16 protein-coding genes are annotated in these 12,420 nt (G+C 61.2%); 3 read left to right on the plus strand and 13 right to left on the minus strand.

What is annotated here, in order from left to right:
* Together FN829_RS14225 and FN829_RS14230 are read left to right on the plus strand one after the other, a co-directional pair.
* On the plus strand, window positions 1–1,014 hold the full coding sequence (locus FN829_RS14225; RefSeq protein WP_142987618.1) for an aldo/keto reductase: 1,014 nt from the start codon (window positions 1–3) through the stop codon (window positions 1,012–1,014).
* Window positions 1,015–1,128: 114 nt separating this feature from the next.
* Complete coding sequence (locus tag FN829_RS14230) at window positions 1,129–1,731, plus strand: flavodoxin (protein ID WP_142987619.1); 603 nt, start codon at window positions 1,129–1,131, stop codon at window positions 1,729–1,731.
* A gap of 50 nt (window positions 1,732–1,781) precedes the next feature.
* Here the strand turns inward: FN829_RS14230 and FN829_RS14235 are convergent, their stop codons facing one another.
* The 13 genes from FN829_RS14235 to FN829_RS14295 form a co-directional block, all read right to left on the minus strand.
* A complete protein-coding gene (locus tag FN829_RS14235) occupies window positions 1,782–2,651 on the minus strand; it encodes a hypothetical protein (RefSeq protein WP_142987620.1) in 870 nt (289 codons plus the stop codon).
* Complete coding sequence (locus FN829_RS14240; protein WP_142987621.1) at window positions 2,648–3,598, minus strand: winged helix DNA-binding protein; 951 nt, start codon at window positions 3,596–3,598, stop codon at window positions 2,648–2,650. Before FN829_RS14240 ends, FN829_RS14235 begins: the two co-directional genes overlap by 4 nt.
* A gap of 148 nt (window positions 3,599–3,746) precedes the next feature.
* Window positions 3,747–4,142, minus strand: a complete 396-nt coding sequence (locus tag FN829_RS14245; protein ID WP_142987622.1) for a DUF7567 family protein — start codon at window positions 4,140–4,142, stop codon at window positions 3,747–3,749.
* Between the two features lie 77 nt (window positions 4,143–4,219).
* Window positions 4,220–4,585, minus strand: coding sequence for a DUF7568 family protein (locus FN829_RS14250; protein ID WP_142987623.1), 366 nt, complete (start codon window positions 4,583–4,585; stop codon window positions 4,220–4,222).
* A gap of 3 nt (window positions 4,586–4,588) precedes the next feature.
* Complete coding sequence (locus FN829_RS14255) at window positions 4,589–5,080, minus strand: hypothetical protein (RefSeq protein ID WP_142987624.1); 492 nt, start codon at window positions 5,078–5,080, stop codon at window positions 4,589–4,591.
* 106 nt (window positions 5,081–5,186) lie between these two features.
* A complete protein-coding gene (locus FN829_RS14260; protein WP_142987625.1) occupies window positions 5,187–5,627 on the minus strand; it encodes a hypothetical protein in 441 nt (146 codons plus the stop codon).
* Between the two features lie 128 nt (window positions 5,628–5,755).
* Window positions 5,756–8,128 carry a heavy metal translocating P-type ATPase gene (locus FN829_RS14265; protein WP_185955778.1) on the minus strand — a complete coding sequence of 791 codons (2,373 nt, stop codon included), beginning with the start codon at window positions 8,126–8,128 and terminating at the stop codon, window positions 5,756–5,758.
* 60 nt (window positions 8,129–8,188) lie between these two features.
* Window positions 8,189–8,935: a helix-turn-helix domain-containing protein gene (locus FN829_RS14270; RefSeq protein ID WP_142987626.1), complete on the minus strand. Its 747-nt coding sequence runs from the start codon at window positions 8,933–8,935 to the stop codon at window positions 8,189–8,191.
* Between the two features lie 61 nt (window positions 8,936–8,996).
* The gene (locus FN829_RS14275; RefSeq protein WP_137711689.1) at window positions 8,997–9,281 is read right to left on the minus strand and encodes a hypothetical protein; all 285 of its coding nucleotides are present in this window, start codon (window positions 9,279–9,281) and stop codon (window positions 8,997–8,999) included.
* A 37-nt stretch (window positions 9,282–9,318) separates the two neighbouring features.
* Entirely contained in the window at window positions 9,319–9,981 is a 663-nt protein-coding gene (locus FN829_RS14280) for a DUF6735 family protein (protein ID WP_142987627.1), read from the minus strand.
* 67 nt (window positions 9,982–10,048) lie between these two features.
* Entirely contained in the window at window positions 10,049–10,429 is a 381-nt protein-coding gene (locus FN829_RS14285; RefSeq protein WP_142987628.1) for a hypothetical protein, read from the minus strand.
* A 91-nt stretch (window positions 10,430–10,520) separates the two neighbouring features.
* On the minus strand, window positions 10,521–10,709 hold the full coding sequence (locus tag FN829_RS16280; protein ID WP_142987629.1) for a hypothetical protein: 189 nt from the start codon (window positions 10,707–10,709) through the stop codon (window positions 10,521–10,523).
* Between the two features lie 138 nt (window positions 10,710–10,847).
* A complete protein-coding gene (locus tag FN829_RS14295) occupies window positions 10,848–11,729 on the minus strand; it encodes a biosurfactant protein 1 (protein WP_142987674.1) in 882 nt (293 codons plus the stop codon).
* 136 nt (window positions 11,730–11,865) lie between these two features.
* Here FN829_RS14295 and FN829_RS14300 point away from each other — a divergent pair, with 136 nt between their 5' ends.
* On the plus strand, window positions 11,866–12,417 hold the full coding sequence (locus FN829_RS14300; RefSeq protein ID WP_142987630.1) for a DUF7342 family protein: 552 nt from the start codon (window positions 11,866–11,868) through the stop codon (window positions 12,415–12,417).
* Window positions 12,418–12,420: the final 3 nt, after the last annotated feature.

Raw genomic sequence — 12,420 nt, forward strand, 5'->3', positions numbered from 1 at the left:
ATGGAATACACGACTCTCGGTTCGACCGGAATGGAGGTCAGCCGCATCTGTCTCGGCGGGATGAGTTTCGGTGTGAGCGACTTCCACGACTGGACGCTCGACGAGGAGGGCTCGCGCGAAATTATCGAACGCGCGATTGACCTCGGTATCAACTTCTTCGACACGGCCAACGCGTACTCAAATGGAGAGTCCGAGGAGATCATTGGGAATGTTCTCGGAGGGTACGACCGCGACGAACACGTCGTCGCCACGAAATGCTACTTTCCGACCAACCTCTTCTCCGATGCAGACGAACCGCACCCGAACGCGTCGGGACTCTCCCGGAAGACTGTCGAACAGGAACTGGAGAATTCGCTAGACAGACTGGGGATGGATACCATCGACCTCTACCAGATCCACCGCTGGGACTACGAGACACCCATCGAGCAAACGCTGCACGCCCTTGATGACGCAGTTCGACGCGGGAAGGTACGATACATCGGTGCGTCGTCGATGTGGACTCACCAGTTCGCCGAGGCACTGTACACCAGCGAGCACCTAGATCTTGAACAGTTTGTGACGATGCAGGACCACTACAACCTCGTCTACCGCGAAGGCGAGCGGGAGATGTTCCCCTTCTGCGAGAAAGAAGACATCGGCGTCATCCCGTGGAGTCCGCTCGCACAAGGATACCTCACCCGCCCCCACGAAGAGATGACGGCGACGACCCGCGGCGAAGAGCTCACCGAGACGCACGAGGAATACCGGATGGGCGGCGGACCGGCCGTCAACGAGCGAGTTGAGGAACTCGCTTCGGAGAAGGGGGTGACGATGGCACAGCTCTCGCTGGCGTGGTTACTCCACCAGGACGTCGTTGATGCGCCGATCATCGGCACCACGAGTGTCGAACATCTCGAACAAGCCGTCGACGCACTCGATATCGACCTGACGGATTCAGAGCTAGAGTACTTGGAAGAACCGTACGAGCCCCTGCCGATTGCTGGCGCTCCTGTCCCTGGGTCGGAAGCCAACTAGAGCTCGGTGATCTGTGGCTTCAGTCACTCCATAATGAGAGAGAATACCCTACGTACTTCGGACGATTCGGAGATCGATAGAACGAGTCGGCGTAAACTGCTAGGGGCAGCTGTAGTGGCAGGAGGTGGCTTCCTTGCGGGATGTATACACCAGAGCGGGTCCGAGACGGAAGAGCAGAATACCCCCTCCCAAACTGCGGATGAGGACAGCGTACTGATCGTGTTTTTCTCTCGTACGGAAAACACCCAAGCTGTCGCTGAAATCATTCAGCAAGAAGTGGGTGGTGAGCTGTTCGAAGTGTTGCCGGCAGACCCGTACCCCGTCGATTACGACACGCTCGTCTCACAGGTAGACCAAGAAAACGAAGAGGGCTACACCCCGCCTCTCCAATGTAACGTGGAGAATATCGAGGCGTATGACACCGTATTTTTCGGTGCCCCGACGTGGGATATGCAGTTGCCACCGCCGATGAAGACCTTTCTGAGTGAACACGATTTGGGCGGGAAGACTGTGGTCCCGTTCAATACGAATGGTGGGTATGGCGTCGGGAGTAGCTTTCAAACGGTAGAAGATCGCTGTCCCGATGCCGACGTACGGGAGGGATTCTCTACTCGGGGTGGGTTGGAGAGAGATGGTGTGTACCTGGCAATCAAAGACGATCGGCGGGAGGAAGTCAGGGCGGAAGTGACTGACTGGTTACAGAGGATTCAGATGTAACCTCGGCCTTGCCGGTGCCGCGGCCGCACCTCTCTCATGGAATTGTTGCGTCACCGAAGTCGAACCGTTTCACCATCATACTCGAGAATATCCTTCGTGACAAGTCGCTCAATCGCGTCGTTGACGGCGTCTTCTTGATCGCCAGAAAGCGCCCGCACATTCGAGAGCGCCCGCTCTTGAATTGCTGCGACGCCGTTGATACCCTCGTCAACAGCCTTCAATACGGTGTATTCGATCTCGAATGCTGTCGCGAACGTTTCGATGTGGTCGATGAACGCATCCGGGAGCCCGGACAATGAGTTCACCGCCATTTCGATTGCGAATAGCGGGTGGGAGCGGTCACGGATCTGTCGTGCTTCAGTGGAGCCAGTATTGAACGGTCGCTGATCGTCAATCTCCGTCAGAATCACCTCATAGTCTAACCCACGCTGGGCATACGTTCGCATATCTTCGATGTCGCGGCGCCGGCCACTCCCCAGATCTCCGCCGGAGACCGCTTTTAGCAGAAACATATCCTCATCGGAGAGAATGTGTGCTGTTGCGTGACGGCCGGTCCAGAACTCTTCAGCCCGGTCGTGCATTCGGTCGGTGATCCACACTTTCCCGACGACCTGCCGTTCGAAGAGGTCAATCTGGAGTCCACGCTCTGCGTGATGCAGTTCGACGGTTTTCCCGACGCCCTCAAACGACTCTGTTGGCTCGCCGACCACTGAGAATCCCTTGGATGTGAGCGTCTGATAGACGTGTTCGAACTCAGATACCACCCCCAGCGCGAGGTCGATATCCTCCGTCTGGTCTTTCAACCCGTGAACTGTCATCGCCGATCCCCCAAGGAGATACACAGTTACGGACTCTGACAGCCAGCTGTCGAACTCTTCGAGAAACGCCCTGATTGCCTCGCTACCACTAAATACAGTCATGCGACTCCGTACTGCTCTTTGAGTGCCCTGAATTCTGCTTCACTCGGGAGGACGACAGGAAGGTCCTCAGCGATGTCGAACTCTCCTTGGAGTGGCCGATACATCGCAGTCACCGTAGACTCTAGACCGTACCACTGCGAAGTCCTTGTCAGCGTCTCTTGGTCGATGTCCGATGTCTCGATCAGGAGCATTGCATAACTGACGCGGCGGGACCCGCTATCGAGGACGAGCGTGTGGCACACTACGTCGGCAGGTGTGAGTTCCATGTCTGGAGCATACCAGAACGCGGGTTCGCCAGCGAGGAAAAATTGCAGGCCGTACTCGGCAAACCGAGCAAGCCCGGTCAGTTGCCAGTCGGTGGCGCCCTCGAGTGCCTCCGTATCCTCGGCTGTCTGCACGCGGACGAGTGCTCGCTTCGGATCACACCATTCGACGGTCGCACTCGGTGCAAGTCTTCGGACGCGCGACCGGTGCTCGTGCCGGACGACTGCACGAGCGAACGTCAGCAGCGGCGAGAGGTCCTCACTCAACGCGTACTCCGGGCCGGAGGGGGATAGCATCGCGCGATGCTTGAGCGGTGACAGCGCCTTGTGGACGCCTTGCCGAGTAATCTTGAGTCGCTCGGCAATCTCAGACACACGTCGGGGCTCGTCGAGATACCAGCATACCCGGAGTGTAGCCGGCGAGAGAAGGTCGGACCACTCGACGTGTCCGAGTTCGGATCGAAGGGCCCGGTACGCTTCGACGACCGGGTGGTCTGTGAGGGAGACCTCCCGCTGGTTGTTTGCTCCACGGTGTTCGGCGAGCAATCCCGATTCGAGTAGTTCGTCGAGTACGTCGTAGAGATGAGTCTGCGAATACTCGGTTTCCATCGCGAGATCAGCTGCTGTTGCTTCCCGGCCGGTGCTCAACGCGCCGATGACGGCGAGTCCGGCCTTAGTGAGCATCTGTGTCTACTGTAAGAACCATACCTATAAATACGTTTGCTGATTTAGGTTGACGACAATCGATTCAACAACGATTCGTCAATGCGATCTGCGACCGCAGTCTCCAATGATCTGTTGAGCTACTATCTGAATGCTGGAGCGAACATCGCTAAGCCAGATGTGACACCTCGTCTGGCTCATCGACATCGTCGAATTCGCCGCGTTCGACCGGCTCCCAGTCCTCATTTGACTTCGGACTCCACCAGTCGACCTCATAGTCGCCTGAGGCACCGAGGACCTTCACCCGCGCCGACCCATCCGGAAGATCGCGACGGAGCTTCTCGTCAACGTGGAGGTTCCACGTCGAATCAGTGTCGAAGCAGGCGAGGACGGCCTCCTCGTAGCCGCGTGTCTCCTGTGACTCTTGCAGTTTGACCTGCGTATTGCAGTTCTTGCAGAACACTCCCTCGAAGAGAATGTGACTGAACACTTCGTGCCCGCAGACCGGACACCAGAGGAACTCGAACAGTGCTTCGCTGTGGCGGTCGATGACTTCCAGACTCATCTATGGATTTGGCCCGATTGAGACGGGCCACCCATTCCGGCCCAAAATAAAGGTCACCGTAGATACGCACCCATCAATCAGCGCTCGGCGCCGTAGACGATTGCCGAGCAGCTTTCGTAGCCGCAGTCGTGGCAGTCGAACCAGCGCTGAACTTTCGCCCCGTCTGCTGACTTCTCACCGACGAGGATGTCCTCGTTCGGGCATTCGGGACAACTCAATTCGGGCGCTGGCCGCTTCCGGAGCTCGTCACGGAACGATTTTGCGTCCTTCGTCTCGTACCCCCGCGACCATACTGGGTAGCCGCCGACGAGGATTGCGCCACGCCACTTGTAGCGGTAGGAGTCTGGCGTTCTGTACAAGACAGCTCGAGCGCCAGTCTCGGTGTTCCGATACGCCAACGTTGGCGAGCGGCTCTCGCGTCGCCAGTTTGTGATTCTGGGCATTGTTTAGAAATGGACGTCCGCCGGAACGACCCAGAGGTCGTCACTCTCGTCGACGATGCGATCCAGCTGGCCCCGGTGGCGAATCCCGCAACCGTGTTGGTCGTACAGGAAAATCGAGGGACCGTCGTAGGCACCGACTTGATGGAAGGCATGCCGGGCGAGGTTCTCATCACGCATTATCTCATCATCGCTAAGCTCGTCGAGCGCCTCCTGTACTTGATTGAGATTCCGCTGGAACTCGCTATTCGTCGCGCCCCAACCGCGCTCCAGAAGCTCCTGGCCTTCGTCAGAGTCTACGCGCGCTGCAACTGGGAGGTCGCCCCAACGGGCTTTCCCTGCCACCGTGGTGCCTTCTTGATCGAACGTGACGAAGTAGTCGAATACGGCGCCAGCGTGCGGATTGGCTCCAACCAGCCGATCGAACACTGCTTTACCGGTGGCCACTGCGTCGTCTCGCGTCGATGCCTCTACCAGGGTGTAAATGACCATATGCATCGGTTTTCACCGTCGTCTGCCGACGCACGCGACTGCACACTGCCTCGCTACATGATGCGCCGGCACCCATCGCCGGCGCTCAAAAAAATAGTACTGACGATGCTGGCTAGACGTTCTCGAACTCCGACTGGCGGTCCTCTTCGTCGACGCTGATCGTCAGGTCCCCGGTTTCGTAATCGGCCTCGAACTCAACTGAGAACGTATCCGAGTTGTAGGCGGCGTGGTACGCACGATGTCGCTTGAGCGACCCGGTCGCCTTGAAGTGGAAGAAGGCAGCAGCTGTGTACGGCTTGCTTGCTGTTTCGACCTGTGCTTCGACTGCCGCCGGGAGTGCGATGTGCGGTGTGTCACTGTCGATTTCCGCGGCGAAGGATCGAGCTTCGTCTACGCTTGCTTGCGAATGTGCTGGTGTCTCACCGGTCAACACACTCACGGGTGTTTCCGTCTCATCTGTGAATAGCACGTCTTCGAAGGTACGAGTGCCAAGAATCGCGTCGGGGCTCAGCTTACAATCTTCAAATGGATCGTCGGCTAGTCCCTCAGTCATGGAATCATGAGCCCACGAAGGCTCAGTCCTTCCAGCCCCCGAAAAACAGCGGCTGTCCCGAATCAACTCACCTACTGGCCCATCGCCTCAGAACGCGTTAGATCGCAAAGATGGTTCTGCTCTTCAGTTCATGTGTCGACGAGGTGATCGGGCTCGATCCGCGACAACCGCATCGCGTTCCCGGTGACGCCGAGACTCATCCCCATATCACCGACGACAACCGCCAGCGCGACGCTCACGAGTCCCAGCGGTACGCCGAGCGCGAGCAGGAGCTTCACGCCGAGGCTGGCCCAGATGTTCTGCCGGATCACGCCGTTGGCCGTGTGCGACAGGTCGTACAGGTAGGGGAGCTTTCCGATGTCGTCGCCCATTAGTGCGATGTCGGCCGTCTCGAGGGCGGTGTCGGTGCCGGCCGCGCCCATCGCGACACCAACCTCGGCGGTCGCCAGCGCGGGCGCGTCGTTGATACCGTCGCCAACCATCGCCACCTCACCATACTCCGCCTGTAACTCCTCGACAGCGTCGACCTTGTCCTCGGGGAGGAGTTCGGCGCGGTACTCGTCGACGCCGACTTGCTCGGCGATGGCGCGGGCGGTGCCCTCGTTGTCGCCGGTCAGCATCACTACGCGCTCGACGCCCAGCTCGTGCAGGCGTTCGACGGCCCGCTTCGAGGCCGGGCGCACTTCGTCGGCGATGGCGATCGCACCCAGCAACTCCGACTCCGTCCCGACGAGGACGACCGTCTTGCCCTCACGCTCCAGTGAGGCGAGCGCGTCCTCGGCGAACGCCCCGTCGTTGGACGAACTAGCGTCTTCCGCCACAACGCCGCCGTCCGTCTCGCGGCGTGTCCGAGAGAGGTCGAAGCCCAGCTCCTCGAAGAGCGCCGGCTTGCCCGCGTAGTACGTCTCGCCGTTGATCTCCCCGCGGATGCCCTTCCCGGTGAGGCTCTCGAAGCCAGACAGGTCGGGGAAATCGTCCACGCTCGCCTCCTCAGCGCGGGCGAGAATAGCTGCGGCGATGGGGTGTTCGCTCCGCCGTTCCAACCCGGCGGCGCGACGGAGCAGATCGCCCTCCGTGGTATTACCGACCGGAACGACGTCGGTGACGGCGAGTTCGCCCTTGGTGAGCGTCCCGGTTTTGTCGAGGGCGACGGCGTCGACCTCGCCCATCGCTTCGAGGTAGTTGCCGCCCTTGATCAGGACGCCATTCTTCGCGGCGCTGGTGATGCCCGACACCACCGAGACGGGTGTGGAGATTACGAACGCACACGGGCAGGCGATCACCAGCAGGGTGAGCCCGCGGATGAACCACGTTTGCCAGTCGCCCGCGAAGGTGAACCCGTACCCGGCCACGTCCACCGACACCGGATCAGCGATAACCAGCGGCGGAATGGCGGCGGTCAGGATTGCCAGCACGACTACGAGGGGTGTGTAGTAGCCGGAGAAGCGGTCGACGAACTGCTCAGACTCGGTCTTCTTCGCCTGTGCGCCCTGGACCATCTCAATGATGCGCGAGAGCGTCGAGTCGCCCGCCGTCGACGTGACTTCGACTTCGAGGTAGCCCTCCTCGTTGATGGCGCCGGCGTACACCTCGTCGCCGGCTGTCTTGTCGACGGGGACGCTCTCGCCCGTGATCGGCGACTGGTCGACCGCGCTCTCGCCTTCGATGACCGTCCCGTCGAGCGGAATCTTGTCACCGGGGCGGACGACGACGGTCTCACCGACGTCGACCTCCTCGGCGGGAACGGTCACTTCCTCACCGTCGCGAAGGACGGTCGCCTCGTCGGGCGAGAGTTCCATCAGCTCGCGCAGGGAGTCCCGTGCTCTGTCCATCGCATAGTCCTCGAGTAGTTCGGCGATGCTGAACAGGACGGCCAGCGTGGCGGCCTCGACGAAGTAGCCGATACCGGTCGCCGCGATGATCGCCGTCCCCATCAGCAGGTCGATATCGAGGCTTCGGTTCTTCACGGAGTAGTACCCGCTACGGACGACCGGGATGCCGCTGGCGGCGACGGCGCCGAGGAACAGGACATCTGCGATGTGGAGCGGGTACTCGAGGACGCTCGCCACCGTGGCGTTCTGTCCGGTGAGGAAGAACTCAAAGAGGAGGCCGAGCGTGACGAACGCCGCGCCGAGCCACGTCTTCTTCGCGCGAGGACTCGTCCAGACTTCCGACGGTGGCGCGATGTCGACGCCGTCGGTCTCCTGGTTGCGCTCATCATCGCCCTCGGCGTCCGAGCCTCCAACAACCTCGTAGCCGGCGGCCTCAATCGCCTTGACCACGTCAGCTTCGCTAGTGCGATCAGGGTCGTACGTGACGTTGGCCGTGCCGGTGGTCGGCTGGAGCGTGGCGTCAGTAATGCCGTCGACACGCTGGAGGCTCTTGTCCACCTTTTGGGCGCAAGAGGGACAGTCCATCTCGGGAACGGCGAGGCGGGCGGTCAGCTCACGTCGCTGCCCGCCGCCGCTCGTTCCTCCTGCTGCGTCCGGATTCTCTGTCATCACGTCACGGTAGGAGCGGGAGTTCGATATGTCTTTATTGGAATATTCCAACTACGGCATTCAGTGGGATGCCAGCCGTTCTTCCGCTACCCGCTCGCCGGCGACATGTTGCTTCGCCAACTGTTCTTCCGCCCGACGGAGTCGGTAGGTGAGTGTTGACCGTGGCACGTCGAGATGCTCGGCGAGCTCGCCGACGTCGACCTCACGGGGTGATTCGTAGTAGCCGTGTTCGACCGCGGCCTGAAGCGCGGCCTCCTGGGCTGGCGGGAGGCCGCTCGGTGTCCCGTCGCGTCCCCTAGCTGATGTTGTGTCCGCTGTGCGGAGCATCTCCATCTGGGCGCACTCCCCGACGGCGACTTTGAGAGCGTCGAAGAACGCCGCCATGTCGCCCTCACCGGAGTGGATGAGTCGCCACGTGTAGTGGCGGCCCTCGTGACGAGTCTCGAACAGCACGCCGTCGCCGAGGTGGTCGCGAGCGATGTGGGGGACTGAGGCGCAGGTCGGAGTGCGCTCCCAATCTGAGTAGAGGATGAGCGCGTCGTCCGTGCGGTCGAGGACGCGGGTGGTCTGTGTGGCGCCGCAATCCTCAGTCGCCAGACAGTCGGCGTAGTAGTCGCCGGTGAGAAAGGCGTCCTCGATAGCGTCGAGCGCCTCAGGAGTTCCGGTAGCATGGTCGACCCGCCAGAGACGTTCGGCAGTGGCGTGCAGCGAGAGCGAGCGGACGCGGGCGTCGGAGTGGTCGGCGAGAGCGTCAGCCACCCTGTTACAGCCGGGCTCGTATTCGAGAGCGAAGACGAGTTCGCGCATACCCCGTCTAAGGCCTGCTACGACATAACCCATGGCCTGCAGCGTTGTCGACCAGTAGACCTCAGATTACGTCGTCAGGGTCGTGAACTTCCTGTATTCGCTGTGCTTCGGCCGCGTATTGCTCCTGGAGGTCGGGGTCATCGACCATGCCAAGATTGCCGGGTTCAGCATCGACTGCTGCTGTCGTATCTCGGACGTCGGTGAAGGACGTGAGTGCGCGTTCCTTCCGATAGTACTGTTCTCCATCGGGTGTTGCGTAGGTGAGGATGATCAGGTTCTGTTCGTCATCGGAGTACGTCCGTTCGACAAGCCAAACACGAACGTCATCTTCAGACTGATTTGACATACTTAGACATCCCCCGATATCCACTAAGGGATTGGTGTTACGACTTGCCGAGACTCGCTGTCTCGAAGGGTGATTCTCCGGTCGGAATGAGCAGGTCTTGTCGGTCTCCGACTCGTTCGGCCAGCTTCCGTTTCAGGTACTGTCTCGCCGTCGACGGCGTGAAGACGCCCTTGTCGAGCATATCGCCGACGACGTCTTTGAGGGCCGCAAACTGTCCCTGCAGGTGGCCGTCGCCGACCGGCTCGCCGTCGTACCAGCGCACCGTCGCGAGCGCGCCGTTCCCGACCGTCTCTCCCTGTTCGACCGTCTCCGAGTCGTACTGGAGCCCGAACCACAGCGTCCGATAGGCGGTCACCTCGAACGTCGTCGACACCACGAAGAACGCCTCGTGGTGGAGGTAGTCGAGGTGGTCAGCGACGATCTCGTCGAGGGTGAGCCCGGTGGCGCGGGGTTTCGGCTCGACGACTGTCGACGGTCGATCCTCGCCAGCGAGGTAGCCGTCGACCGCATCTGCCTCGAGGCCATCGGCCAGTTCCGCCAGCAGCTGTTTCGCCCACTTGGAGTCGGTGTCGTCGCCACCGAACGGCGACTCAACCGAGATTCGGTGCTTGAGCTTCAGGTTCGCTGCGCCCCAATGGCTGTAGTGCAGCGTGTACTGTCCGTCCGTGCGTTCGTACGCAACAAGTGCGCGATGTCCCATCGAGCAATTACCTCACAGGGCGACCGCGACTGGATCGCCCCGCACCCCTTCCGGGGGACGAACAACGCTACTCGTCGATCGTGTCGAGGGAACTGAGGTCCGCGTGGAGGACTTCGCCGTCGCGAACGACGTATCGCTTGGCCAAGACTGGGAAGCGGCACTTGGTGAACCCCGCCGTCTGGATATCGAACTCTTCGTCAGCTTCGAGGTGGTCGGCGAGTTCTCGCAGGAATTCGTGGGTCACGATCCCGCCCTCGTAGTCCGGGAGGCCGTTCTCCCGCGTCTCGTACACTTCGAAGTCGTCGTACCCCCAGATGGTGAGCTCTCCGTCTTCGGTCACCTCCCAGTTGAGCGTCCCGAAGCAGTAGCTCTCACAGAGCTTGCGGACTGCCTGCGGATCCGATACGATCGCGCCGGTCGACGTCGTCGCAGCTTGCAGTGTCGCCATGTCTGGACTTCACGGGGTCGCCCCCGCACCCCTGTCGGGGGCGATAAACCAACGTGAGAGCTGCCTCCCGAGGCATGGCCGGCGACGCCAGTTAGGAATCAGCGTGCGCGTCCGCCCTGGCTCCGTCGCCCGGCCGCGTGAGAAGACTCACCTCTTCCAAGAGGTCTCTCGCGGTCTCGACTCGCTCTCGATCCACGTCGTCCAATCGATCGAGGTCGAGTCGGTTGAGATTGCTGAGTATACGATGCATCCGGTACCCTTGTTTGAACTCTTGCTCCATCGGCAGCGCCTCACCACTCGCCGGCGCAGAAAGACGCCCCATCGAGACTGGCGTCGGGCTTGCAGGAATTCGCGGCCTTAACCAACGAACCTCGACGATACTCGCAAGCTGTTGGTTAATCGATGTCCAGCACTGGCCTTACTCGAGACTGGGTCCGTAGCGAGCTGAGCCACACACCCGGCACTCCCAGATCGGTTGGCCCGTCCACGCCGCATCCGGGACCGACTCGTGAGTCTTGAACCGATGGTCGGTCGCCCGTTCACAGGTTTGACAGTCGAGTTCCGGAGTCGTCGGTACCGACGACACCTGGCGATCAGCCGCAGCTTCGCCAGTAGATTCGGTCAGCGCTATCGCTGGAACCAGCCACACCGCATCGTCGGCGTCGTCGAGGACCGCGTCGAGACGCGACGCGTCGCGGATGCCGTCCCCACGCTGGTCGTAGAGCCGCGTCGGGGCCTGCTCCTGACGCCCCGACGCTTCCTGCCCGTACCACCCAGTCCGGTCATGGGCGACATTGAGAAGCCGCTCTCCCTCCTTTGCCGACATCTGTACCGCGTCAGGGAGTGCGGGCCATTGTTCAGCCAGCTGGCGCGCCGGCGCCTCGTCGAGGTCGTAGATAAGCGTACAGTCGTCGACGGCCGACTCCGCCTCGTTGGTGGAGAGGAGGTTCCCCGCGGCGCCGCCCTTCGCGACGGCGCCGTAGAACGTGGTCGACTCGACGACCAGGTGGACGATGCCGAGGCACGTTGTTGACGCTGTCTCGTCCGTGCTGGTGACGTCACTTTCGAGATGGTTAGTGAGACAGAACCGGCATTTCGTCTGGCCGTCTGGGACTGACGCCCCACAGGACCGGCACTCGCCGTCGGTTACCGTCGGCGCATCGGGGTAGCCAACAGTGCTTGTCGCGACACGTTGCCGCCGGGGGGCACCTTCACACCCGTCGTCCAGCCTCGTGTCCGGAATGTGGGACGCCTCGCCGGTCGGCCGCAGTTCCTCAAAATCAGAATATCGGTTGTGCATCGGTTGGCTCATAGCTTCTGTCGGTATCGCATTTCAACATCCGGACGCCTTCGCTCGCAACGTACTCTTGATTATACGAGAGGGTACAAACATATATGTGAGTTCAGCGCCAACACTGTCCCAAGAGGTGCCAAGCATGTCCGAGTCCTCACGAGACGGGGCCCAGTCGTGGACTGAATCGATGAGCGCCCGCGACCGTATTCGAGCGGTCGCCGAGACGCTTCGCGAACCGCGGTCGGTCAACTGGATTAGCGAACAGGCCGACGCTGCCTGGAGTACGACCAACGAGGAACTCCAGGATCTCATCGACCAGGGCCAGCTGCGCCGCGTCGAGGCCGGCGAGACCACGCGCTATCAGCCGGACTATACGCGCCTGCTCTTCGAGGAGATCCGTACGCTCATCGAGGAAAACGCGCGCGAGGAGCTACGCAACGAATTGGCCGCGATCACCGAGGAGATCGAGGAGTGGCAGGCGACCTACGACGTCGAGACGTGGGAGGAGCTCGAACAGTCACTCGCCGACGGTGATCTCGCAAGTGCTGAGCTTCGCGAGCGTCGTGACGTCATCGCGTTCTGGCGTGAGAACGAGGAGGATCGCCGCCTCATCAAGCACGCACTAGAACTCTACTCCGACGTCGAAGCCGCCCGCGAGCAGATGACCGACGTGGCTGACCGCGCCACGAGCTAATCC

This window comes from Halorubrum cibi, assembly GCF_900182635.1.
In the GTDB taxonomy this organism is placed as follows: domain Archaea; phylum Halobacteriota; class Halobacteria; order Halobacteriales; family Haloferacaceae; genus Halorubrum; species Halorubrum cibi.